This window comes from Algoriphagus oliviformis (assembly GCF_017254915.1).
Taxonomy (GTDB): domain Bacteria; phylum Bacteroidota; class Bacteroidia; order Cytophagales; family Cyclobacteriaceae; genus Algoriphagus; species Algoriphagus oliviformis.
Genome location: NZ_JAFKCT010000007.1, coordinates 279,294 through 305,154 on the forward strand (window position 1 = coordinate 279,294; position 25,861 = coordinate 305,154).

Annotated in this window: 14 protein-coding genes; 5 read left to right on the forward strand and 9 right to left on the reverse strand. The window is 54.8% G+C overall.

Going from position 1 to position 25,861, the window contains the following annotated elements:
* Positions 1-2 precede the first annotated feature (2 nt).
* Positions 3-1,079, forward strand: a complete 1,077-nt coding sequence (locus J0A68_RS16590) for an agmatine deiminase family protein (protein WP_206579349.1) — start codon at positions 3-5, stop codon at positions 1,077-1,079.
* A gap of 59 nt (positions 1,080-1,138) precedes the next feature.
* On the opposite strand, the gene J0A68_RS16595 is transcribed toward J0A68_RS16590, so the two are convergent.
* The 5 genes from J0A68_RS16595 to J0A68_RS16615 all read right to left on the reverse strand — a co-directional run bounded on the left by J0A68_RS16595 (position 1,139) and on the right by J0A68_RS16615 (position 6,507).
* Entirely contained in the window at positions 1,139-1,828 is a 690-nt protein-coding gene (locus tag J0A68_RS16595; protein WP_206579350.1) for an ABC transporter ATP-binding protein, read from the reverse strand.
* A complete protein-coding gene (locus tag J0A68_RS16600) occupies positions 1,825-3,081 on the reverse strand; it encodes an ABC transporter permease (protein WP_206579351.1) in 1,257 nt (418 codons plus the stop codon). The genes J0A68_RS16595 and J0A68_RS16600 overlap by 4 nt, the downstream gene beginning before the upstream one ends.
* A complete protein-coding gene (locus tag J0A68_RS16605) occupies positions 3,078-4,145 on the reverse strand; it encodes an efflux RND transporter periplasmic adaptor subunit (RefSeq protein ID WP_206579352.1) in 1,068 nt (355 codons plus the stop codon). The genes J0A68_RS16600 and J0A68_RS16605 overlap by 4 nt, the downstream gene beginning before the upstream one ends.
* 146 nt (positions 4,146-4,291) lie before the next feature.
* The gene (locus J0A68_RS16610; protein WP_206579353.1) at positions 4,292-5,500 is read right to left on the reverse strand and encodes a serine hydrolase domain-containing protein; all 1,209 of its coding nucleotides are present in this window, start codon (positions 5,498-5,500) and stop codon (positions 4,292-4,294) included.
* A gap of 50 nt (positions 5,501-5,550) precedes the next feature.
* Positions 5,551-6,507, reverse strand: coding sequence for a glycoside hydrolase family 43 protein (locus J0A68_RS16615; protein ID WP_206579354.1), 957 nt, complete (start codon positions 6,505-6,507; stop codon positions 5,551-5,553).
* A 620-nt stretch (positions 6,508-7,127) separates the two neighbouring features.
* Between J0A68_RS16615 and J0A68_RS16620 the strand changes: the two genes are divergently transcribed.
* Positions 7,128-7,964 (forward strand): alpha/beta hydrolase, encoded by an 837-nt coding sequence (locus tag J0A68_RS16620; protein ID WP_206579355.1) that lies wholly within the window; start codon positions 7,128-7,130, stop codon positions 7,962-7,964.
* A gap of 135 nt (positions 7,965-8,099) precedes the next feature.
* Complete coding sequence (locus tag J0A68_RS16625) at positions 8,100-9,533, forward strand: alpha-L-fucosidase (protein WP_206579356.1); 1,434 nt, start codon at positions 8,100-8,102, stop codon at positions 9,531-9,533.
* Between the two features lie 421 nt (positions 9,534-9,954).
* Here the strand turns inward: J0A68_RS16625 and tamL are convergent, their stop codons facing one another.
* From tamL to J0A68_RS16640, 3 genes are all read right to left on the reverse strand, one after another.
* Positions 9,955-12,246, reverse strand: coding sequence for a translocation and assembly module lipoprotein TamL (gene tamL, locus J0A68_RS16630; RefSeq protein ID WP_206579357.1), 2,292 nt, complete (start codon positions 12,244-12,246; stop codon positions 9,955-9,957).
* A complete protein-coding gene (locus tag J0A68_RS16635) occupies positions 12,227-17,260 on the reverse strand; it encodes a translocation/assembly module TamB domain-containing protein (RefSeq protein ID WP_236025631.1) in 5,034 nt (1,677 codons plus the stop codon). Before J0A68_RS16635 ends, tamL begins: the two co-directional genes overlap by 20 nt.
* Positions 17,261-17,625: 365 nt before the next feature.
* Entirely contained in the window at positions 17,626-19,722 is a 2,097-nt protein-coding gene (locus J0A68_RS16640) for a beta-L-arabinofuranosidase domain-containing protein (RefSeq protein ID WP_236025632.1), read from the reverse strand.
* 251 nt (positions 19,723-19,973) lie between these two features.
* Here J0A68_RS16640 and J0A68_RS16645 point away from each other — a divergent pair, with 251 nt between their 5' ends.
* Complete coding sequence (locus J0A68_RS16645; protein ID WP_206579359.1) at positions 19,974-22,016, forward strand: glycoside hydrolase family 3 protein; 2,043 nt, start codon at positions 19,974-19,976, stop codon at positions 22,014-22,016.
* A gap of 214 nt (positions 22,017-22,230) precedes the next feature.
* On the opposite strand, the gene J0A68_RS16650 is transcribed toward J0A68_RS16645, so the two are convergent.
* The gene (locus tag J0A68_RS16650) at positions 22,231-24,390 is read right to left on the reverse strand and encodes an alpha-glucuronidase family glycosyl hydrolase (RefSeq protein WP_206579360.1); all 2,160 of its coding nucleotides are present in this window, start codon (positions 24,388-24,390) and stop codon (positions 22,231-22,233) included.
* A gap of 650 nt (positions 24,391-25,040) precedes the next feature.
* On the opposite strand from J0A68_RS16650, the gene tnpA reads away from it, so the two are divergent.
* The gene (gene tnpA, locus J0A68_RS16655; RefSeq protein ID WP_206579361.1) at positions 25,041-25,487 is read left to right on the forward strand and encodes an IS200/IS605 family transposase; all 447 of its coding nucleotides are present in this window, start codon (positions 25,041-25,043) and stop codon (positions 25,485-25,487) included.
* Positions 25,488-25,861 lie beyond the last annotated feature (374 nt).

Consider the following 25,861-nt stretch of genomic DNA (forward strand, 5'->3'; position numbering starts at 1 on the left):
CCATGAGAGACATTTTTGAACTGGCGCGCACGGGTGCGGCCACTCCCAAGGAACTGGGCTATTATTTCCCGGCGGAGTTTGCCCCGCAGGAGTCTATGTGGCTGAGCTGGCCGCACAAGGAGGCCTCTTGGCCCGGCAAGCTCGACACGATCTATGCGCCCTATTCGCTTTTTATCAAAGAAGTGTCCAAGGGACAAAAGGTCAATATCAACGTCGCCGACGAGGAGATGAAGGCCTTTGCGGTCACGCAGCTGCAAAAAGCCGGTGTGGATCTGGGCAAGGTGAGCTTTCACTTTTTCCCAACCAACGACGCCTGGTGCCGCGACCATGGGCCTGCCTTTTTGATCAATCCAAAAGCCGAGCAGAAGAAGGCCTTGGTGAAGTGGGAGTACAATGCCTGGGGTGAAAAGTATCCTCCGCACGACTTGGACAACCTGATCCCTTTGCACATCGCGGCGGAATTGGGCATCCCTTGCTTCCGTCCGGGCATCGTCATGGAAGGCGGCTCGGTGGAGTTTAACGGCAAGGGAACCCTCCTGACCTCGGCCGCTTGCCTGCTCAACGAAAACCGGAACCCGCAGCTTAGCCAGTCCCAAATCGAGGGTTTTCTCTGCGACTATTACGGGGTGAACCATATCCTCTGGGTGGGTGACGGCATCATCGGCGACGATACCGACGGCCATATCGATGACATCACCCGCTTTGTCAACGAGGACACCGTCGTGACTGTGGTGGAGGAAAACAAAGCCGACGAAAATCACGCCATCCTGGACGAAAATCTCCAGATGCTGAAGCGCATGCGCCTCGAAAACGGCAAGCAGCTGAATATCGTCGAGCTGCCCATGCCTAGTCCGGTCATCTGGGAAGAGCAGCGCCTGCCAGCCTCCTACGCCAACTTTTACATCGGCAACGAGGTCGTGGTCGTGCCGACTTTCCGCGACAAAAACGACCAAAAAGCGCTGGATATCCTGACGGACTGCTTCTCTGGCAGAAGGGTCGTGGGAATCGATTCCACCGACATCATCTGGGGCTTGGGCTCTTTCCATTGCCTCAGCCAGCAGGAACCGGCTATCCAGTAAGAAGTGATCAGTGGGCAGTACGCAGTAAGCGACACTGCCTGCTGCCCACTGCAATCTGCTTACTGCCTGATCACCCGGCCGTCTTCCATCTCGATGATTCTGTCCGTGCCTTCGGCAAACTCCGGATCGTGGGTGACGATCAGCATCGTTTGTCCAAAGTCGGCGGCTAGCTCTTTGAACTTGTTGTACACGATGTCCGAATTTTTCTTGTCGAGATTTCCCGTAGGTTCGTCGCCCATGATCAGCAAGGGGTCGTTGATCAGGGCCCTGGCAATGGCCACGCGCTGTTTTTGTCCGCCTGAGAGTTGGTTGGCTTTTTTGCGGGCATGATCCTCCATGTCAAAAATCCTGAGCTTTTCCAGTGCCCGGTGCTCCAGTTCTTGTCTGGAGTATTTTCCCAGCTTGAGCCCGGGGATCATCACGTTTTCCAACACCGAAAACTCGTTGAGCAAGTAGTGAAATTGGAAGACGAATCCGATTTTTTCATTGCGAAGCTTGGAGAGGTAGTCCGCGGATCGGCCAGAGATCAACTCGCCATCCAAACTGAGCTGCCCTTTGTAGTCGGTGTCCATCGTAGATAGGATGTAGAGCAGCGTGGACTTGCCGCAGCCGGACTTTCCCACCACCGAGACAAACTCCCCCCGCCTGATCTGAAACGAGACCTTTTTCAACACCTGGGTTTCCGTGGGGTTGAAGAAAAACTTGTCGATGTTTTTCGCTTCGAGTAGGGGAGTTTGCAGTGCACTCATTTTCCGCGGATGATTTCTACAGGATCTACACCGCTGGCCTTTCTGGCCGGGAAAAATCCCGCAAAATAGGTCGTAATCAGGCTAAAGGTGCCCCCGATGAGGTAGTACTTGGGGTTGTAGTCCACGGGGAAGGTCTTGATCGTGGGCAGTGCCTCCGTCTCAAACGGAATCTGGTCTATGCCCAAGCCGGCCAAAAATCCGAACAAAAGCCCCAGTGCCCCACCTACGAATCCTATGGCCAGGGCGATGGTGATGAAGATCCGATTGATGTCCCGGCTGTCGAAGCCGATGGCCTTGAGGATGGCGATGGTGTCCAGCTTTTCATAGATCATCATGTTGAGGATATTGTAGATGCCGAAGCCAGAGACGACGAGCAGGGTGATGCCCACTGCGTAGCTGATCATGGTGCGTATGCTGGTTCCGGTTTCAAACTGCGCGTTGACCGTCTGGATGTCATCGGCATCGATCTGGAAAATCCCCGCCAGTTCCCTTGCCATGGCGGGAGCTTGATCCAGGTCGTGGAGCTTCACCTGGATGTCGGTGACGTAGGAGGCAGGCTCTCCCAGCATTTTTTGCACCGTTGCTAGGGAAGCGTAGCTGTTGACGTTGTCAAAGTCGCCGAGGCCTGACTGGTAATAGCCGACGACCTTCAGCTGCAAGCGGCTGCCCTGTGCCGTGGTCACTTGGATGACATCGCCGATGTCCGCGAGCATGCGGTCAGCCGCCCCTTTCCCCAGGATGATGGTGTTGGTTTGGTTTAGGTCTCCGTAGTCACCGGCGGTGATGTAGTCTGAGAACGCAAAAAGCTCGGCTTCTTTCTCCACCGCTATCCCGTTGACTATGCCGGTGAGGTCTATGGTGCCGACGTTGAAAAAGACCTGAGCGGAGATCTTGGGGCTGATTCCCAAGACCCGGGGATCGGCCTCCAAGCTGCGCATGATCGCCTCGCTGTTGTAGATGGCCAGCCTGCCGGTACTCGGCTTGATGGAGCGGATGATATTTAGCGACTCGCCAAAGCGCTCACTTTGGTCTATGGGTTGGTTGGGGTTGGGGCGGATCTCGTTGTAAAAGCGGATGTGGGGAGTGCGGTTGATGACCAGGCCGTCCAGCATGGAGTTGAGCCCGTTCATGAAGCCGAGCAAGGCCACAAACATGGTGATGCTGAACAGTACCCCGGTCGCGGCAATGATCGTCTGCTTTCGTCGGGCGAGCATCAGCGCTTTGGCTATTTCGATGATCAGGCCCCACTTCATTGGCCTGGGGGGATTATCCGGGTTTGCTCGTCCGCTCCCTCCAGGATCTCGGCAAACTGGAAGTTTTTCAATCCCACTTTGACCGGCAGCGTGTCGCCGTCCTCGGTGAGCACGCTTTTGTCCATCCAGAGATAGCTTCTGGGGATCACTAAGGCCGATGGATTTTCGCTGGTGACGATGTTGGCTTCCAGGGTCAGGTTTGGGAAAAGCTTGGGAGGGGACAGCGTGAAGACGGCCTCTACCGTGAAGCTCTTGGACTGGGGATCCATGATGGGATAGATGCGCGTCACCTTTGCCTCGAAGACTTCTTCTTTGAAGCTGTCCATCGTCACCAGGGCCACTTGGCCCAGCTCGACCTTGGAGATGTCGTATTCGTCCACACGAAGTTCCAGCAGAAACTCCGCCGCACTGCCGATGACGGCAAGCGGAGTCTGTGGGCTGACCATTTCTCCTTTTTCTTTCAGGATGGAAAAGACCACCCCGTCGATCTTGCTTCGAAGGGTGTAGTCTCCTTCGACGACCTTTGAGATGGCCAAGTTTTTAGAGGCGCTTTTGGAGTTGAACTCGATCTCCCGCCGGAGATCGCGATGCCTGAGCAGGTAGGATTCGTAGGCGGTCTTGGAGTTTTGGTAGGCCAGTTCGCGCTGCTCCAGCTCCACGGCACTGCCGATATTTTGGGACCAAAGCTTTCTCTGGCGACTGAGCAGCAGGGAGTCGTTCACCATTTTGCTCTTGGCCAGATCGGTGGCCAGCTCCAGATCCCGCAGTTTGGACTGGTTGGCTTGCTGGTCTGCATAGGCCTGGCTGAGCTGCGCGTTTTCCCTGCTGAGGGCTTCCCGCTCGCTAAAAACCTTCAGGATGGGCTCGCCGGCCCTGACCGTGTCGCCTTCCTCGACGAAAATCTCCTGGATCGGTCCGCTGGCCAAAGTAAAGGCCTCGTATTGGTCCCTGGCTTTGATGATGCCTGAGGCATAGACCGACTCGGTCAGGGATTGGCGATGGGGAGTGATCACCTCCGATTCGGGCTTTCCGCAGGAAAATCCGAGTAAAAGAACCAGAAACATCGCCCGATGGGGCCAAATGCCGCGAAAAAGCATGCTTGTTTCACTTTGGGGTGGAGCGGCCTCGACGAGGCGCAGGATTCATTTCAAGTTTATCAAAATACAAAGAAAAGCGCCAGCCTTTCTGGCTTTTCTTGTGCCGGCTTCGCCTAGTCCACGGCCTGATAGACCATCTGCCGAAACTTGTTTTCGTAGTGGCCGCTGAAAGGATTGAGCTGGGTCATGAAGACGGCCACCATTTTTTCGGCTGGATCTATGAAAAAGTAGGTGCAAAATGCCCCACTCCAGTAGAACGTCCCCTCCGAACTCAAGGCTTTGGAATCGGCCAAATCATCCACCACGGCAAAACCCAGCCCAAAACCCTTTCCGGGATCTTGGAACAAATCGCCGCTTTGGTTGATCCGCATGATGTCCACGGTCTTGGAGCTCAGGTAGCGCTTGCCGTTGAGTTCGCCTCCATTTAGCATCATCTGGGCGAAAAGCGCATAGTCCTGCGCAGTGGAGAAGAGTCCATGCGTACCTCCAAAGACCGTGTTTCCAGAAGTGGGCGTCTGTCGCTCGGAGGTGATCAGCTGGCCAGCATCGTCAAAGTTGTGAAGCTTCACCATCCTCGGAGCCTGCGCAGCGCTGAGGTTGTAGCCTGTATCTTTCATTCCCAGCGGGTCAAAAAGCCGGGCTTTTAGGAATTCGGCCGTACTCATCCCTGTGAAAACCTCAATGAGTCTCGCCAGGATATCGGGAGAGGCGGAGTAGTTCCACTTTTCTCCCGGATGGCTGGCCAGGGGTTGGGCGGCAAGGGCCTTGACCCGCTCTTCCAGTGTCTTGGGATTGGAGATGTAAATGGCCTCGCGCACTTCCTCGTCCAGCTTGGTCGAGCCGATGCCATGGAGAAATCCAGCCGTGTGGCTCAGCACCTGCGCGATAGTGATCTGGGATTTGGCAGGTTCCAAGCCGGAGGCGCTGCCGACCTGCGGATCCTTCACCACCTTCATGTCCTTGAACTCAGGAAGGTATTTGGAGATGGGGTCATTGAGAAAGAAGTGGCCTTCCTCATACAGCATCATGAATGCCGTGCTGACCACGGGCTTGGTCATGGATTGGATGAAGAAGATCTGATCCGTACGCATCGGTGTTTTGGCGGAAAAGTCGCTGTAGCCCAGGGCTGATTCATGGGCCTTTTCCCCGTTTTTGTAGATCAAGGTAACGACGCCGGGGAGTCGGGCTTCGTCGATTTCTTTTTGGTAAAAGGCATCGTATCGGGCAAGGCGCTCGGCAGACATCCCGCTTTGCGCCAGCGTGCTGACCGAGATCAGCAGTGCAAAAAAGCCGGTGGCAATCAATCGAAGAGGTGTTTTCATAGGTTTTTGGGGTTGGGTTTATTCAGGTCTTTGCCTTGGTTTTCGGTTGTCTATTTTTCCAAAAAACGGAAACTGCCAGCCTTTACCCGCAGTGCGTCCTGGCCGTTGCCCGACGGGACAAATTCCAGTTCGATGAGTGCCGTTTTGCGCGGAGCCACCTCGCTGTCGGAGGCGTGGGTATGCAGCACGTAGCGCAGTTTGCCGTCCTGGTCGACGAAGTAGTCCCCATGCCCCGTTCCGTTGATTTGGGCATCTTGGCGGGTGAAAATGGGATTCGATTCGCTTTTGGTCCAGGGGCCGAGCGGGCTTTTCGCGTAGGCGTAGCCGACGGCATAGTCGGGATTCCGGAAGTCGTTGGCCGAGTAGATGAAGTAATAGAGGCCTTGGTGTCGGATGATCGCCGGGCCTTCGGATACCGTCCAGGCGACCTTGGCGGTGTTTTCCCAGGGCTCCTCGGCGTGAAAGCAATAGCGGAGCGTTTCTTCCCTGATTCCCGAAAAATCATCTTTCAGTTCGGCGACATACAGGCGGTTGCCCTCGGTGAGGCGGACGTGGTACAGGTACTTTTTGCCATCCGAGTCGATGAATACGTAGGGGTCGATCTCTTTGCCCGACGCAGGTAAATGGGATTTTCCAGCGTGGGTGAAAGGCCCCAGTGGGCTGTCCGACACGGCGATGGCGATCTGCTCATCGGCGGTGTAGGCCATGTAAAACTTCCCTTCGAACTTAAAAACCTGAGGTGCCCAAAAGCCCTTGCTGCCAAAGGCCTCGCCTTTTTTCAGCGCAAAGCCTCCGTTTTTCTCCGACTTTTTCCAATCCTCCAGATCGCTGGAAACATAGACTTCAAAGCCATGGTTGGAGTCGCTGCCGTCCGTGCCGTAGAGGTAATAGACCGAGTCGTGGTAGAAGATCGTCGGGTCGGCGAGGCGGATGATGTCTTGCTTGGGAGTTGGGTGAAAAAGTACGTGAAGAAGGAAAAACAGGCTAAAGAGGCTTTGACAGATCATGCGGTGAAAGTGGGTTTACGGTTAAAGATAGTGATGCTTGTTTGGATATTGCTGTGCTGGAAGGACGAAGCTTAGCCTTTTTTCAAGGTCAAAAGGGGCTACGCCTTCTCTTCGCCCAATCGGGAACCTCACTCTATTTTCCTTCGCGCACCTTTGCGCCCTTCGTGGTTAAAAAGACTTGTGTGAGCGCTTCGCGCTGGATTTACCGCCAAGACACGGAGAGCGCAAAGGTCACGCAGAGATTATAGCCAAGTCAAAGCCCCACAGGGGCGTCATGTGCATAGCCTAGGGTTTTAACCCTAGGTCTTGTTTTGTGCGCTTTGCGCTGGATTTACCGCCAAGACACGGAGAGCGCAAAGGTCACGCAGAGATTATAGCCAAGTCAAAGCCCCACGGGGGCGTCAGGTGCATAGCCTAGGGTTTTAACCCTAGGTCTTGTTTTGTGCGCTTCGCGCTGGATTTACCGCCAAGACACGGAGAACGCAAAGGTCGCGCAGAGATTGTCGCGAAGTCAAAGCCCCGTCGGGGCGGCAGTTGGATAACCTAGGGTTTTAACCCTAGGTTATTTTCACCAGTTGCCGTGCTTTTTGGCTATTTTGGAACCCAAACCCACCCAGGCCATGCAGCACTTCGAGTCCAGCTATACCACTCCTGACGGCAAAAAGCTTTTTCTCCAAGCTTGGATGCCGGATAGCCCCAAAGCCTCCATGCTGCTCGTCCACGGATTGGGGGAGCACAGCGGCCGGTACGCGGATTTTGCTAAAAGTCTCTGCGGGGCAGGTGTGGCCGTTTTTACCTTTGACGGGCGAGGTCATGGAAAATCCGTCGCAGGAGATCCCGATGCCTTTTTCGAGTCGGCCGAAGACTACCTTCAGGATATCGAAGTGCTCTTTGGCAAAGCCAAAAACTACCTGCCCGGACTGCCGGCCTTTCTCTATGGCCACAGCATGGGTGGGGGATTGGTGGCTGCTTTTGTGCTCAAAAAGAAACCCGCAGCCCAAGGTGTGATCCTCAGCAGCCCGGCTATCCAAGAGGCGGAGGGTACCTCCAGACTGCTGATCGCCGTGTCGGATTTGATAAGTAAATACCTTCCTAAGCTGAAGGCGTTGAAGTTGGACATAGCCGGCATTTCCCGGATTCCCGAGGAGGTTGAAAAGTACAAAGCCGACCCATTGAATTGCCAGCAGAACATTCCTGCACGGACCGGTACCGAGCTTTACCATCAAATGAAGTATGTCCAACAGCACGCCGGGGAATTCAGCCTTCCCCTGCTGATCCTGCATGGTACGGCCGACCGCCTGACCAATCCCAAAGGCTCGGAACTGCTGTTTTCGGGAGCAAAGTCCTCGGACAAGACTTTGGAGCTGTTTGAAGGCGGGTACCACGAGCTGATCCATGATCTCGAAGCGGAGCGGTATAGGGGCCTGATTTTGGATTGGATTCAAAGTAGGCTTTAGCGAGAGAAAGCTGGGGAAAGGTCGCCTGAAAAGCCAGAATCCGGTTTTTCTTTTGTTCGCTTGCCCCCTCGGGCTTACCTTTAGACGCTGGACTTTTTCCAGTTGCCTAAAAACCCATCTTAGATTTTCTTTCCCATGAGTAAAAAGACCCTAGGGCTGCTTTTTGCAGCCTTTGTAGTTTCGCTTGGGCTCCGCGCCCAAAACACCCTTCACCCCACTTCCCAAGACTATCAGTATCCCACCGAGCCGGAAGTCCTGGCTAAGCTCGAGCAGTGGCGTGACCAGAAGTTTGGCATCCTCATCCATTGGGGCGTCTATGCTGTGCCGGGCATCGTGGAGTCTTGGAGCATCAACAACGAGGACTGGATTCGCCGCAAGGACACCACGCAGACCTACACGGACTACAAAAAGTGGTACTTTGGGCTGAAGGACGAGTTCAACCCCCAAGGATTCGATCCCGAGCAGTGGGCCGATGCCGCCGCCAAAGCAGGCATGAAGTACGTGGTCTTTACCACCAAGCACCATGACGGGTTCAACATGTTTGACACCCAGTACACCGACTACAAGATCACCGATGGCCCATTCAAAAATCACCCGAAAGCGGATGTGGCCAAGCATGTATTCGAGGCTTTCCGTGCCAAAGACATGATGATCGGAGCCTACTACTCCAAGCCGGACTGGCATTCCCAGTACTTCTGGTGGGACTACTACGCCACTCCAGACCGCAACGTGAACTACGATATTCGCAAAAATCCTTGGAGATGGAATCAGTTTAAGGAATTCACCTACAACCAGCTCAATGAAATCACCACTCGCTACGGGGACATCGACATCCTCTGGCTGGACGGGGGCTGGGTAAGGCCCAAGTCCACCGTCAACGAGGAAGTGCTGAGTTGGGGAGCGCCGATCCCGGACTTTGACCAGGAGATCAACATGCCGCGCATCGCTGAGATGGCCCGCAAAAACCAGGAGGGCATCCTGATCGTGGACCGTACGGTACACGGACCTTACGAAAACTACCGTACGCCAGAGCAGGGCATCCCCGCGACCATGTCCGCAGATCCTTGGGAGAGCTGCATCACGCTGGGTGGTGCCTGGGGCTATGTGCCCAATGACAAATTCAAACCTTCCCGCAAAGTGATCCACCTGCTGGTGGAAATCGTGGCCAAAGGCGGCAACCTGCTTTTGGGAGTCGGGCCGACGGCGGACGGGCAGTTTTTGCCGGAGCAGGTGTCTAGACTGGAGGAGATCGGCAAGTGGCTGGAAGTAAACGGAGCCGGAATCTATAATACCCGCGCGATCGAAAACTTCCAGGACGGCAAGCTCTATTTCACCCAAGGCAAAGAAAAAGAGCTGTACGCGATTCTTCCTTTGGAAGAGGGAGAAGAGCTGGGCGAGACCATCTCTTGGACGGTCAATGCGCCAAGCAAAGGGGCCAAGATCCAAGTGTTGGGCGAAAAAGGAAACCTCAAATGGAAGACCGAAGGCGGCAAGACTGTGGTGACTTTGCCAAAAAGCCTGCGCCAAAAGCTGGCTGATTCACCGGCCATTGTCCTTCAATACGAGTAAGTGGATTTTTGATTTTCGAAGTACGATTGACGAGGCTCCCGCTCTTCCCGCTCTTCGGAATTTGCAATTCCGAAGTACTATCGTAGGATCTCCGATCCGTACAAAAAGGTTTTTTGGAAGACGGATTTGAAATCCTACATGTTCGCCTCGGGATTGCAAATCCCGAGGAACCGAAAGCCACAGATGCACAGATTTGATCTGCGCATCTGTGGCTTTTTTGCCTAGGAACCCGCTCTTCGGAATTGCAATTCCGAAGTCGTAGCGTAGGATCTGTGATCCGAACAAACAGGTTTTCGAAGATGGATTGCAAATCCTGCGTGATCATCTCGGAATTGCAAATCCCGAGGAACCGAAATCCCGAGGAACCGACTAATGACGACCAGCGCTAGCTTGGCAATTTTTAAATTTTCCAATTTTCCAATCAGAAAGGGTACCCAATGGCGAAGTTGAAGATCAGGTTTTCCCGTCTCCAGGTCTTGCTGCCGATATCGAAGCTGTTGCCCCAGCGGTCTCCCTCCGGCAGGTAAGGCACGCGGACCGGGGTGGCCAGGTCAAACCGGATCACGAAATACTGGATGTCTATCCTAAGACCCAGCCCCGTGCCCACGGCGAGCTCTTTCCACCAGCTGGAACTGAACTTGCCTCCGGGGAGGGCCTCGTTTTCGTTTTGCAGCCAGATATTGCCCGCGTCCATGAAGAGCGCCCCCTTCAGGAAGGACACGATGGGGAAGCGGTATTCGATATTTCCCTCCATCCGTATGTCCCCGGTCTGGTCAAAGTAGGAATTGTTGTCACTCACCGGCGGACGGTAGCTGCCCGGGCCGATGGAGCGGATGCGAAAAGCCCTTACACTGTGCGGCCCACCGGAGAAAAACTGCTTGGAGTAGGGGAGCGAAAGGCTGCGGTTGAAGGGAAGGCCCCAGCCCGCATAGAGTCGGGTGGCGATGGTCTGCTCCCTGGACAGGTTGAGGTGGTATCTCAGATCCAGATCCAGCTTGCCGTATTGGGCATATTCCAGTCCGAGGATCTTGCCGTCACTCTCGCCAAAGAGGTTCTCCAGTCCATTGGCCAAGTTGCCCGCGAAGTCCAGCCCGAGGCCGAGGAAGTAGCCGTGGGTGCGGTAGCGGTCGTTGAGTTTGTTGTAGCTAAAGACGTAGTTGATTCCCAGGATGAAGTTTTGCTCGAAGCTTTTCCTCAGGAAGGGGTTGCTGTCCAGGATCTCTTCAAACTCGGGAGTGGTGTAGGTAAGGTTGACCAGGTTGATATTGATCGGGGTGAATTCATGGAAGGCGTATCGGTTGGCATTCCAGAGGTAGCCAAAACTTGTGAAGAAAGAATTCAGGCGATAGAGTCCTCCTCGGGCGAGGTATTCGGTACCCAGGCTGATTTTGGTTTTGGGCACGGAATAGCTGAAACGCTCCCGCACGGGCACAAAAAAGATGATGCGCGGAAAGATCAGGTCACCCTGCAAGCCCAGCTCCAGGGAGTGAAGCTTGTCCTGATTGCCGGAGGCCACCTGAAATTCATACCCGGCTCTGGCCGTGATGTTGATCATTTCCCCGCCTTGGAAGAGGTTTCTGTTTCGGTAGGCAAGTCCGAGCGTGGGTCCCGCAAAGGAGTTGGATTTGGACACCCCGAGGAGCTCTGCCCGCAGGGATCGCTTGGTCATCGGCGAGAGGTGAAACTCTGCGCTCAGATGACCGGTGGAGTCGAAGATCTTCAGGTCTTCATACCGCAGGTTGACGAATTTATAGTTGCCGATGTTGCTGAGTCGATTGCTGCTGAGTCGGGACTTCTGGGGGTCGTAGCGCTCTTCGGTGCCGATGAGGATGTATTGGTCCAGCAGATCCTCCTTGAAGGTGGTGCCCTCTTGGATGTAAAACTTCTCGTTGTAGACCACGGTGTCTGCCTCGGTCTCGTCCTCCTCGATGGAGTAGTTGGGAAAGACCTTGATGCTGTCGACCACGTAGGGGACTTTGCCGGACTGGGGTACGGCGTTTTTCATCCGCAGGTAGAGCCGGAAGTTGCGCAGGGAATCGGTGTCGTTGGTGTCGGCTTCGAAGATGAGGTAGTCGGCGTTGAAGTTGTAGTAGCCTTTGAGCTTCACCAGAGAGTCGATGCGGGAGCGCTCCTGCTTCAGGCGATCCAGATCGAAGCGGTCGCCTTTTTTGAGCTTGGGTTTTTCCTGGGAAAATACGATCTCCCGACTGATCTGGGAGGAGTCCCGCTCGATGATCAGCGTGTCCATGCGGTAAGGTTCGCCAACTTTCGCCGTGTAGGTGACGCCGGCAAACTTGTTTTTTCTAAAAACCTCAGAGGTCGCCGTCCCATAGAAAAAGCCGCGGTTTTCCAGCCGGTTGAGGATCAGTTCCTCGGTGCGGGAAGTGTTGACCTGCTTGAAATAGACGGGTTCTTCTCCCCACTTTTTGTTGATGAAGCGGGGGATAAAACCTGCCGAATCCCCGCGGGTCTTGTAGTGAGCCCAAAGCCCGACGTACATGCCGAGGAATTTCCCGTTGGGCTCGGGCCGAAGCAGGCCCTCCAGCTCGGCGTTCAGCTTCTTTTTGCCATCCACCTTGCCGCTATAGGCGACTTCCAGCTCGGCGCCGGTGTAGAGAAACTCGTCCTCGGGGATGTACTTTTTCACGCTGCATCCCACCAGGATCAGCATCAGCAGGACTGCCGTCGCCAGGCTATTGGTCAGGATCTTCATTCTTTCTGTTCGTTTTTTTTGCGGCTTTTTTGCGTTTCCGCTTTTCTTTTTTGGTCAGCACCTCCTCTTCCTCCTCCTTGACGGGAGGCCGCCAGAGCTCGGAAAATTCGTTAAACTCCCGGTTGAGGATCAATCCTATCCCGGTCACAAAGAGCTGCCCGTCGATGATGGACTCGAACTGGTTTTTGCGGAAAACGCGGATTCTCCATCGCCCGTCCTCGGTGAGGAGGTATTCGAAGCTGATGTTGGCCAGGAGGGCGTTGGCCTCCTGCTCTTGGCTTTGGGAGGAATTCCCTTCCAGCCCCACTTGGCTGCCCACCTCCACGATGAGGCGGTCGTCGAATAGGCGCTGCTGGGCGTTGATATTGAGGTCGGTACGGTTTTGCGCGGAGCCGCTCTGGTAGTCTTGGTAGCTGTCCACATCAAAGCCCACCGAGAAGCCGCTGTTTTCTCCAAAGATCTTGCTGGAAAGCGCGTTCATCTGGCTGGAAAGGAGCTGGCTGGCACTGTTGCGCGCGATGGCTTCGGCCCCGCCGCTGGAGCCGTCGCTTCCGGTGGATGGAAAGAAGCGGTCTAAGACCAAAAGGGAAAAAACCTGCTTGTTCAACTCATCCTCCTGTCCATTCACCTGCAACACGCGGGAGTAGACATTTCCCCCAAAAGCCCCGCGCTCGCTCTCGGGCATGTCCAGCGCAAAGGTAATCTCGGGTCTGAGCAGCTCTCCTTTTACGTTGAGATAGACCAGAAAGCTCAGCCGCTGCTGATACTGGCTGATGGTTTCGCTGTCGGAGCCGGAAAGCTGCGAGGACATCAGGTCTGCGGCGCTGGTTTCCACCGCATAGATCGCCCGTAGGTCCAGCGTGGCATCCATGGGATCGCCGTTCCAGGTGATGCGGCTGCCGGGATTGATGTCAAATTTCTTGCTGATCAGGTTGTAGAGTGACATTTCATAGAAGCCGCCGTTGACCTCATAAGCACCGGTGAGGGTGATGCGGCCGTTGGGGTTGATGTCCATGCGGAGCTCCGATTCCCCGGCAATGGTGAGGTTGTCGCCGGTGGAGGGGTCGATCACGACCTTGAAGTTCGCCTCCGGGTCAACCGCCAGCGCGGCATGGATCTCATACCCGGCAAAGGAGCTCGTGGTCTCGTCCAGAGGACGGGTCAGGATATCGTTGGGGTCGGATCGGTTGACAAAGTTTACCACGCCTTCCCGCTCCACCAGATCCAGCTCCGACTCGGGAATGATCACGGTGAGGTCGGTATTGTCCCGCACACGGAGGTTCGCCCGTACGATGGGAAGAGCCAGGTCACCCTGTATGCTGACGTCCGCGTCCAAGGAGGCTTTGCCAAAGACCAGTTCGTTTTCCTCATTGGTGGAGTTGATCGCCAGGAAATTTTCCGCATCCAGCTGCAGGTCAAAGGACGGGTTGGTCAAGTCCTCGGTGTACACCGTTCCGTCCACGGCAAAGGTGTTTCCATCTCCATCCCTGATCGTAAACTGGTCTAAATAGACCCCGTCGTTGTCCACGCGAAGAGTCTCATCCGAAAGGACATACTTGGTGCTGAGCTGGGTGGGGACAAAAGAAGCTTCGTTAAACTGGAACTCGCCTTCATAGATTGGGGCGGTGGTGGTACCGCCGACGCTTACTTTTCCACTCAAGTAGCCCTGTCCATCCGTGAGCTGGCCTTGGGAAAGGGAGGCGATTTTTTCAAGGTCGATTCTCCGAAGGTCCAGATCCAAGTCGATGTTTGCTCCTGCCTCATCCGCGACAAAGCTTCCTTCCAGTCCCAGATCCACGCCCCGATCCTGGAGGGTAAGGGCAAGCACGTAGTTGCCGAGGCTTTTTGCGGTGGCTTCCAGGTCCAGCGTCCCCAGCGGCGTGGCCATCACGACCAGTTCGTTGATGGTGAGTTTTCCCATCAGGCCGGTAGCTCCAAAGGGATTCTCCACGACCAGTTCGCCCCGGAGCGCTCCAGCCGCCAAGCTGTCGCTGGGGTTCAGCATTTCCGTGAAGGTTTCCATTCGGAAGTCGTTGAATTCGACCGCGATGTTTTTTTCCGTAAAGCCGGGGATGTCGTTTTCGATGACGAGGCTTTGGCCCTGTTTGCTGAGCTCGAAGTCGCGGAACTGCAGGTTGCCTGTGGAGTAGGTCACGCTGTTGTCCGAAGGGATGTCCCAAGCTTCGCCGTTCAACTTCAGGTTTTCCGGGGAAATATGGATCTGCGTGGAGTCGCCCGATATGCCGATCTCAAATGGAATCTGCGCAAGCACTTCGTCCTGGTAATGGGTGATGAAGTCCAGCTTCAGGAGGGAATTGTCCAGTATGCCGGTGAGCTCCGTCTTTTGCATCGCCACGGGACCGGTGGTCAGGCCCTGGAATCCCATCGCCAGATCCAGTTCATTTCGGTCGCCGTTGATCTGCACATGCAGCTCGTCGATCTCCGTACCGCCGTAGTTGAGGTAGGGGAAGTCGATCGCAGCGACTAGGGAGTCGCTCGCCTGGACAAAGTCCACCTTGACCCGTGCGCTGTCAAAGCTTTCCAAGCCAGTCAGCAGCACGTCGGTGAGAATGGGATCCGGTGCGATGCGCAGGTCGATATTCATCCGCAGGGAGTCGCCCTGGTAGTTGCGCTGGGCGGTGGAGTCCAGGTAGTGGGTGAAAAGGTCAGAAAGAGCCGTCTGTAGCGCTGCCGTCGAGGAGTTGGAGCGGAGGTAGCCGTTGATGATCTTGCTGTCTATGTCCAGGCTGGTACTGTCCGGCCTGAGATGGGCGGCGAGGTCCAGCGTGCCGGTTTGGTAGTTCCGGTCTTTGAAAAAGACGTTGCCGTCGCCCAAATGGGCGCTGAGGTCAAATGCCTCTGGATTTCCCTCAAAGTTGGCCTGGAGCTTAAGTTTTGCCCGGCTATTTTCCCCAGTCAGGCCCAGCTCGCGAAAGTCCGCTCCCTCCAAGTTGAGGTTGAGGTCTATTTTCGACTTGGCCGAGTCCAAGTCCAGCTGGGTCAGCAGGTCAAAATCTATGAATTCCTCCTTGATCCAGAGGTGCACGTCGCCGGCACCATTGACCAGTTTTCCCTCCAGGTTCAGCCCGCTGTAGTCTCCCCCATAGAGGCGCAGCCGCTCAAAGGAAGAACTCAGCTCCGCATTGAGAGAGTAGATATCCGTCCCCGCGCCGGAGGCTTTGATCCGGAAGCTGGCCGTGTCGAGCTCGGGCATTTGCAGCAGCGTACCCAGCTGCAGCGCCTTTACCTCCAAATCGGCATCGAAGGCCAGGGTTTGTTGGTTTTGGAAAGCTCCCTTCAGGGCGATGTTTCCCAAGCTGGTCTCCAGATCCAGCTCGGCCAAGAGTTCATCCAGGGCCCCTTCGACGCTGGATTGGAGGCTCAGTGTCTCTGGCAGCTGTATGCCCAAGGCTTTTTCATCCACAAAGCGGGTCAGGTCGGCGCGGGTGGACGCCATTCGGATCTCCGGCAAATCCATCCGGAGCTGCTCCATGTCCATGGGGTATCGTACTGTCCCCTCAGCCTGTAGCCTAGTCTCCGACCAGGCAATGCCAAGCGAGGCTATGTCAAGATTCTCCAAATCGCCCTCCAACTCGGCATCCAGCAGAATGGGGGCTTTGGCAAGTTCGCGGATGAGGGTGTCCTGAGCGAGCTCTGGGGAGAAAAAGTACGCATCCCGCACATCCAGGCGGGTGTCGGCTATCTCAAGCTCGATCTGGCTTCTTTCAGGAGCGCTGATTAGCTCCTTGATGGAGGCATAGTCGAGGCGGGTGCTGGCAGCAAGATAGGACCGGTTGGTTTCCAGGATCAGATCGTCAATCTCGATAGTTTCATCATCCAAAGCCAGGTCAAACTGAAACTGCGACAGCTCGAAGCCACTGCCCTCTACAAAGCGGAACTCCCGCAGCTCGGCGGCTACCTTGCGGTCTTCGAGCAGGATATCACCAGCATCCAGCGTCAGACCGGAGATGGAGATCAGCTCGGGATTAAACTGCCCCTTTTTCACCGCAACATCGGCCGTTTGGTAGGTGAGGTCTGTGGAGTCGATGCGGATCTGATCCGCTTCCACCACCCAGTCCGGCCAGGCAAAGGCCGCCGAATCCGCGCTCGGCTCCTCGACTGGTTCTGCTTTCTCCGAAAAATCCGAATAGCTCAGGCTGCTGCCCGCCAGGTGGATTTTTGCGAGGTGCACGATCTGGTCTTGGAGGCTGGCTTCGGGAAGCTCGACGATGAGCAGACCTATTTTCGCCAGCGCCTGCATGCGGTCTGGCTCGCTCTGGTAGTCCAGGTCTATGCCAGAGAGCAGCAGTTCGTCCAGCTCCACGCGGGGCAGGGGCGAGGTGCTGTCCTCTTCCTCGGAGGGAGGAAAAGGCTTGCTTTGATGGTAGTGGCCGGTGGTGTTTTTCAGTACGATCTGGTCGATGGAAAAGAAGAACTTTTCCAGGTCTATCTCCGAAATGTCCACATCGAGCACTCCCAGCCGCAGGGCGGCATCGATTCCCATCACTTCGTCGTCGTACACGAGGTCAAAGTCCCGGAAACTCGCCGGGGCGATGGAAATGGTGATGGGGTCGGAAGCGACGGTATCGACTGGAGCCGCCTGGGTGCTGTCCGAGGCAAAGGCTTCGAGGAGAAAGTCAAAGTTGAACTTGCCGCTGGACTCCGGACGGCTCACCCGGGCGGTGAGGCCTTGCCAGTCCAGTTTGGTGACGTGGATGTCTCCGGTGGTGATCAGGGGCATGAGCGCCAGCCCGGCCTCGAGTTTTTGGGAATACAGGAGCGTGTCTTGGGCTTCGTCTTCTAGGTAAAGGTCTTCGAGGAAAATATTTCCCCCGAAGGTCACGAAGAGCCTGCCGATTTGGATCTCGGTTCCGGTTTTCTCCTTGACAAAAGAAACCGCCTTGCCGACGATGATCTCCTGTCCCCAAGGGCTGCGGACAAAGAACACCCCGGCGATCAAGATCACCAAAACGACCCCGAGGATGATCCCCAGAACCTTGAAAAACTTAAACAAATATCGCTTGGTCGTAATAGCTTAAATAATTTACAGGTAATCACTGAATGCTTCTTTCCACAGAAAAAACGGGTATTGACTGTAGAATCTTGTCCACAGACCGTTGGGCATACGCTCCAGCTCAGCTTCCCATGGATGAAAACAAGCCGTGTTTTTGCCCCGGTTTTGGACTTGGGTTAAGTTGGGTCGGGCGATCCGTCCAATTCGTATTGTCAATTGACGAACCGCCCTTTTCAAATCAATAAACAAGCCATGGTAGGCGCTGTCTGTAAAATAGGCGAAAAATAGGGAGACCAAGCCTGCCGTTTCCAGCTCCTGTGTCCTTTTGTCGGTGAGCGGGCTAAATGTCCTGGATATCGCCTGGGCTACTCGATCGCAAGGGTGGGAAATTCCGTGATCCGAAGGGTGGTGCAGCCATAGGGGATCAGCGTGACGGTCTTTTTTCGCCCTTCCCATTCCTCCTTGGAGATCTTGGAAAAAGCCTTCTCCGGAAGCTGCGGCGCTCCGTTGACCAGAGTCCACTCGGGAAGCTGGACTGCCGAAAGGTGGAGTTCCACCGGGGCGTTTTCCAGATTCCAAGGGTAGCTTCCGTCCCATTCGGTTTCCTTTATCCCTACGACATCCTCGAGGTTTTCGAGGTCACTTTGGCTTAGCGCGAAGTTCCAGTCCGAGGTCGGATAGACTTCCGTAAAGGCCCTGAAGCGGTCTCCTCTGTCTTTGGCCTTTTCGTCATGGGTGACTTTCAGGCTATACACCAGCGGCCCGCGCTCGATGCTGACCAAGCCTTTGAACCAGGTTGATGAGTTGAGTTCCATGGGAAGTCGGAGTTTGACCAGGTCTCCGCTTTTCCACTCCCTGTCGAGGATGGCGATCCCGTCTTTGGTGTCGACGTCTTGTTTCTGCCCGTTGACCAAAATCTCAAAGTCCCTAGCCCAAGCCGGAATCCGAAGGTGGAAAGGAAAGCGGCTGCTTTCGGAAAGCTCCAGCTCGAAGTTCACTTCTTCCCGAAAGGGGAAGCCGGTCTTTTCGGTTAGTCTCAATTTTGCTCCCTGACCTACCAGCAGCTCCACCTCACTCGGCGCATACTGGATGGCTGCCACCCCGCCGTCGGACGTGGCGTAGAAGAGATTCTGGACAAACTTCGGCCAGCTTTGGTGCATGTTGGTCGTGCAGCAGGGGTAGCCCGAGAGCGTCCCAAAGACAAAGTCCGTCCCACCGTGGTTCTTGGTTTCGTAGGAGGTTTCCAGCCGGTCGGATAGCTCCACTTGGTTGGCCGCCTGAAAGTACTGCCGGGAAGTGAAGTCGTCCGATGCCTGGGTAGGGAGGGCGTTGTAGGTGATTTTCTCCAAGAGATCGGCAAAGTCCATGTCGCCGGTGATCTTGATCATAGTCTCCAGAGAGTACATTTCCTCCGCCACGGAACAGAACTCTATGCCCTGAACAGGATTGTTGCCATGCAGGGGCTCGTCGCCACCGTACATGCCCTGGGCTTGGCCATGGTAGGTCTGTAGGTCCTTGAGCGCCATTTTTACGGCAGCGATGGCGTCGCCGTCACCGCTTTTTTGGTAGTAAACCACGGGTTGTTTCAGGCCTTGGGCCACGTTCACCGTGTGGAGGCCGGGGAGTTTGGAAAGGGTGATCGTGGCGATCTCTGCCGAATCAAAGGGATAGGTTTTGATCTGGTTGTAGAAATGGGTGTTGTCATGCTGCAAATCATTCTCCGAGTTGGTATAGACTGTCTGCCAGGGGAAGGTCTGCTTTTGGATCAGCTCGCCCAGCTCCAGCAGCTTCTCGTCTCCGGTGATGTTGTACAGCCAATACACCACGAGCAGGTTGTCTCCGGCGCGCCGATTGGCCCAAAAGGAGAGATGGTCCAAAGGTTTTTGTGGCAGCTCTCTCAGCTGATAGTGGAAATACTTGGTCAAAGCCTCAACCACCCGCGGATCGCTGGTCGCCTGATAGTATTGCTGGAGGACTTTCAGCATCACCATCTTGGGCCACCAGTCCTCCCGAGGGCCCTTTTGGATTCCGGGTTCAGGTGTGGGGTCGGTTTCAAAGGGAATCGGGCCAAGGTATCCTGATTCCGCTTGGTTGTTGAGGGTCCAATCCACCCAAGTTTGGGCTTTGGCTTTGAGGGCTTCGTCATCGAGAATGTAGGCAAGCGGCAAAAGCCCGTCGATCCAATAGGGACCGCGCTCCCAGCCGTCCCCGTCCCCGCCCAGCCAGCCATTCCGGGCTCCGACCACCTCCGGATAGACCTCGTCCAAGTGACCAGTCAGCCCGGTGGCCATGCGCTTGAGCTGGTCTTCGAGCCATCCCTTTGGTTTGATACTTCCTATGGGGAGCTCCAGATAAGGGGTCTGGACAAGTGGCGCGCGGTTGCTCAGGTAGTGAGCCGTGTTTTTAGTGTCTTCTTTTGGCTGGGGGGAGCAGGCGAATATCAGCGCTGAGGCTAAGAACAAACTGAGAGATTTCTTCATAAAAAGCGTGTCAGAGGGGTGACTTCGAAAGCTTAAAATAGGGAAAGCAGATCAAGGGAACAATGTAGGGGGGAGCATGTGCGTCTCAGGGCTTAAAGGGAAAAACAGAGGGGGCGAGAAAAGAAAATCAAGTAAAACATACTGGTGCTGTGGATGAAATAACTGACAGCGAGCTGCCGACTGGAAGATTTTTTATATTAGGTCACTGACAAAAACCCAAAAACCACCCCATCATGGCCAAAGCATCTGTTATAGCTTTTCTAGGGATATTCTGTCTTGCTGAAAAATCAGTCGGACAGACAGGCCCCACCCACCCACCAAAAGTCGAGGCGAGGTCCGTAAACGTGATCCACCAGGATCAACTTGAATTTAAGGATCTCAACAAGAACCAAAAACTGGATGTCTATGAGGACTGGAGGCAATCGGTCGATGCACGGGTGGCCGACCTTCTCCGCCAGATGACCTTGGAGGAAAAGGTAGGGATGCTTTTGATCAATACCCTAAATGCCGAGGAATATGGCAAAGTCTCCGAAAGGGCTGTGGATTTCATCGAGAAAGAAAAAATGACCCGATTCATTTTTCGAAATTCCGTGACCCAAAGCCCGGTCCGGACAGGGGGGGCTGGGAATGGGTTTGCAGGCGTTCAAATCACGCCCTATGAAGCCGCCCAGTTTATGAATGCCGTCCAGGAAATTGCGGAAAATAGCCGATTGGGAATTCCTCTGATGTTTAAGTCCAATGCGAGAAATCACATGGACTATGACCCACGAGCGGGTATCAACGTGGAATCCGGTGCTTTTTCGGCTTGGCCAAAAGAAAGTGGGCTCGCCGCCACCCGCGACTTGGGGCTGATCGCTGACTTTGCGAAGACCATGGCGGCAGAATGGACTTCCATAGGTTTGCGAGGCATGTATGGCTACATGGCGGATCTCTCTACGGAACCTCGTTGGTATAGAGTGCACGAGACCTTTACGGAGGACAGCAAACTTGCCTCGGAGATCATCACGGTCCTTATTAAAAATCTTCAGGGCGAGTCTCTGAATTCCAAGAGTGTCGCTTTGACGATCAAGCATTTTCCAGGTGGAGGCCCACAGGAAGGAGGAGGCGATCCGCACTACGGTTTTGGTAAAAATCAGGCCTATCCTGCGGGCAGGTTTGACTACCATGTCGAGCCGTTCAAGGCGGCCATTGATGCGGGAGCCTCTTCGATCATGGCTTACTATGGGATTCCCGTAGGTCAGCCCTACCTTCCCAATGATGTGGGGATGGCCTTTTCGAAGGGTATTTTAACCGATCTGCTAAGAGAAAAACTCGGCTTCCAAGGATACGTCAACTCGGATACGGGAATTATTGGAGACAGAGCTTGGGGCTTGGAAGACAAGTCTGTGGAGGAGCAAATCCTGATAGCCATTGAAGCCGGAACAGATATTTTGTCAGGTTTCAACAACAACCAGCAGCTTCTCGGACTGGTGAATTCGGGAAAACTTCCCGAGCAAAGGGTTGACTTATCGGTCAAACGATTGTTGAGAGAACAGTTTGAATTGGGCTTGTTTGAGAATCCATTTGTCGATCCAAACCGGGCGGCCTATTTGATCGGGAATCCGTCGTTCCAGAGAAAAGCAGACCTCGCGCAAAGAAAGTCCATCGTTTTGCTCCAGAATAAAAACGTGTTGCCGCTGGCAAAGCCCGATGGGAAGGATTCCTTGAGGGTGTTTACCATGGGAGTCAATCCCTCGCTATTCAAAACGGACAGTTGGACAGCTGTTAAGGCTTTTTCCGGAGACTACGACGCTGCCAAAGGAGAGGCAATGAAACTGCCCACGGAAGATATCGACTACGCCATCATCCGGGTTCATGTCACCAATGAAAGAGGGACAGATCGGATGTTTGGTGGGGCTCAGCCTGACGAACTTGATCTCTTGGCCTTTTCGGACATGGCTAAATCCAAGTCATGGAAAATCTCTCCTTCGTTGGAGGACATACAGGCTGTAATGAAGCAATTGGGGCCCGAAAAGACCGTTTTGTCCATCGACTTCCGTCAACCTTATGTCTTGGACGAGGCAAGTGGCATGTTAAATTCCGGGGTGATTTTGGCAACCTTTGGCGTGAGTGACGCCGCGGTGATGGATATCCTTACCGGGAAATTCAAGCCAACAGGAAAGCTTCCGTTTGCTCTCGCAAACAACCCGGAGGCCATCAAAACCCAAGACCCCGATGCGCCTGGCTATCCTGAAAAAGACACCCTGTTTCCCTTTGGATTCGGATTGGAATATTAGCGGACGATCTTGTGGAAGGAGGCCAAAGTGGAACAATTGGCGAAGCTCTGGATATAGAGCTGAGCGATGTTCTCCATTATCCGTTTCCAACCGCTCCGAGTTTCCGCTCCTGTCCGTCTGATAGTTTGTATGCGACTATCGGAGAAACCTGCCTTGTGTAGAAGGATAGCTGATGAGGGAGTCTCCACTTCCTAACTTCCTAACCTCCAGCTTCTCACCATCTAGGCCTTATCCCCGGAGCCGTCGGGAAGCGTCGGCTTTTGTATTCCTCCAGATCGCCGGTCGGCTGCTCGATTTCCGCCGGGAAGGGGCGCTTCGCAAAAGTCTGGAAGTACAGCAGGCAGGCGTTTCTCCACCACTCGGCCTCCTCTGCCTGTATGGCCAGCAGCTGTCGCACATGCTCGTGGCGTTCGGGGTCGATTTTGTCTTGGACTGACGTCCAGGTTTCCTGCATTTGTCTCACGGATTTCACCCCCGCGTCGTAGTGGAGGCCGATTTCATCCCAGAGCGTCCTGCCGGATTGCAGTTTGAAATCCCAGGGCAGGTGGTGAAACCAGAGCAAGTACTTTTCCGGGATCTGCTGGGGATCCGACCAAGCCTGCACGATTTCGGGGGCATACTGGCCAAGTGCGTCGCTGCCGCTGGCCGTCCGGTCAAAGCCTATCCCCAGGCTGTCCGCCTGATGGTAGTAGGGCGCGGTCCAGTCAGGCCTGCCACCCGTCACCCAGGGGCCGGGGCCGTAGTGGTGGTCCCAACCCATGATATGGTGCAGCCCGAGCGGCATCATGTAGTTGACCGCGGCCTCGCGGGAATCGAGCAGCATCCCAGACACCTTGGAGAGCAGCTCGGGGTCTCTGCCAAAAGTCATCTTCACCCACTCCTCGGCAATGGTCTGGGAAGTCAAATCGGGATCCCAGGCCAGCCTTCCGAAAGCATACCAGTTGGACTGGGCCATGAGGTGGCCGGTCCAGTTGCGGTCGGTGCCGATATTGGAAACGCCGGCGACGAGCGTCAGCTTTTTGCCCGAGTCACTGCCATCCACGACGCCGCCCACGGTGGAGGATGGGGTAGGGCGGTAGGTTTTGCTTTGCAGGACTTCCTCCCACATCGGGGCTAGATAAACCAACTGCGTGGCCTGCCCGAGGTACTCCTGGGTGATCTGAAACTCCATGCCTACGTTGGTCTGGGGCATGGCTCCGAAGAGGGGGTGGAAAGGCTCCCGAGGCATAAAGTCTATCGCGCCGTTTTTGACCTGGAGGATCACGTTGTCCCGAAATTTCCCATCCAGGGGCTCAAACTCCAGGTTTGCGTGCTTGTGCCGATCCTCGTCCAGCTCGTGGGAATAGACGAAAGCCCGCCAGATCACCACGCCACCATGGGGGGCGAGTGCATCCGCCAGCAGGTTTGCCCCCTCGGCATGGTTGCGGCCATACTCGTGTGGGCCGGGCTGCCCTTCGGAATTGGCCTTGACGAGGAAGCCGCCAAAGTCCGGAATGAAGGAGTACATCTCCTCGGTTTTCTTTTTCCAAAAGTCGATTACGGCCGGATCGAGCGGGTCGGCGGTCTTCAGCCCTCCGATCTCCATGGGCGCGGAGAAGCGGGCCGTGAGGAACACTTTGATCCCGTAGGGACGAAAAAGGTCGGCAAGCACCTTCGCCTTCTTCATAAAGTCGGTGGTGAGGATGCGCGCGTTGGCGTTGACATTGGTCAGGGAGACGGCATTAATGCCGAGGCTGGCATTGGCGCGGGCGTAGTCGAGGTAGCGGGGATCGACGTAGCCGGGGAGCTTGTGCCAATCCCAGATGGAGAAACCCGCATAGCCTCGTTCCACAGTTCGGTCGAGGTTGTCCCAATGGTTGAGCATGCGGAGTCTAACCTTGGGGCTGTCAGTTTTTTCGGCAGTCTTATCGAAAGAGTCGGTTTGGATGCTTTTGAGCCAGTCGAAGACACCGTACAAGACGCCCACGGGTCTGTTGCCGATGATGGCGTAGTAGGTTTTGCCTTGGAAGGTGATCGGCCCACGCCAAAAGCCGTCCTCTCCGAGCGCCCTGAGGGACGTCTGCTGCTGGAGGCTGAGCACTTGGGAGAGCTCCTCCCGGGTACCCAGCCAGACCTGGGTTTGCGCGAGTCTTTCGGTGGTGAACACGGGAGATTGGCCGAGCATCTTTTCCCCGGAAAGGGTCAATTCCTTTTGGATGACCTCGTAGGTGGGGCTTTTTCCAAAAAAGTAAAAGCCCGAGTAGAGCCGTGAAAGGTCGGATCGGAGTTGGGTGTTTTGCACTGGACTGTAGTCCAGCCATAGCCCGTAGCCGTCATTGGCCAGGGCTGAAAAAGTGAGGGCAAACCAGCAGAGCAGGGTAAACAGGTTTTTCATGGGTATAGGTTTTTGGGCGTTTTAAGTTGATCAAAAAACGGGCGAAATCCTAAAGGCACAGGATGTTCAACCCCGTTGGAGTTGGGGTTGGCCTTGGGATCACCTAGTGCCCGCGGTTGCACCGGAGGCTATTGAAAGGTTTGACCACTTTGTGGTCTTTTTGTAGTCCGCCGTAAAAGAGGTTCGCCTTGGCGAGGAAAGAAAATTCACCTCATCACGATACCTAAGACCTCAGGATATCACAGCCAGCGACCCCGATAGGGGTCAAACTTCTCATTAACCATGGGTGCAACCCATGGACGAGAAGCGATAAATAGGTCAAAAAGACACCGAAGGGTGTCGAACTTGTCCATCGAAGTTCAACGCTGTTGGGGATATATATGGTATCACCTGGTACCCCGGTCGCTTGATAGATTTGACCACTTCGTGGTCGTTCATTTCCTGATGACCAAAACTCCCGCGCCGTCGATGCTGCGACCCCGATAGGGGTCAAACTTCTCATTAACCATGGGTGCAACCCATGGACGAGAAGCGATAAATAAGTCAAAACGACCCCGAAGGGTGTCGAACTGATCCCGAAGGGCGTTGAATTTTTCAATTGTCTTTCATCATAGAATCACCGAAATTCCACGGAGCCAAATCAGCTTTGTATGGGCACCTACACGCAATTGATCTACCACGTGGTTTTTTCCACGAAACATCGTGAGAAAACGATCGTCCCCGCCCAAAAGAAAAGGCTGTTTGCCTATGTTCATCACCTCCTCACCAACAAAAACTGCCACCTCTATCGAATCAATGGAGTGGAAGACCATCTCCATATTTTGACGCACATTCACCCGACAATATCCATCGCAAGCTTGGTCAAGGACATCAAGCTGGCCGCTGACGACTTCATCAAGCGTGAAGAAATCTTTCCGGATTTCAGGGGATGGCAGGACGGGTATGGTGCGTTTTCGGAATCTATAAAGGCGAAGGAACGTCTGATCAAGTACATCAAAAACCAAGAAGAGCACCATATAAAGACGACTTTTTTGGATGAATACAAAGCTTTGCTTCAGGAGTATGAAATCGAGTTTGACGAGAAGTACTTGCTATGAGTTCAACCCCGCTGGGGTTGGGGTTGGCCTTGGGATCACTTGGTGCCTCCGGTTGCACCGGAGGCTATTGAAAGGGTTGACCACTTCGTGGTCTTTTTGTAGTCTGCCGTAAAAGAGGTTCGCCTTGGCGAAGAAAGACAATCTACGCCATCGCGATATCTTCGGCTTATGATATCACCGCTTGCAACTCCGAAAGGGGTCGGACTTGTCATTAACCATTGGGGTTGGCCTTGGGATCAACTAGCCACCGGTTGCACCGGAGGCTATTGAAAGGGTTGACCACTTCGTGGTCTTTTTGTAGTCTGCCGTAAAAGAGGTTCGCCTTGGCGAAGAAAGACAATCTACGCCATCGCGATATCTTCGGCTTATGATAT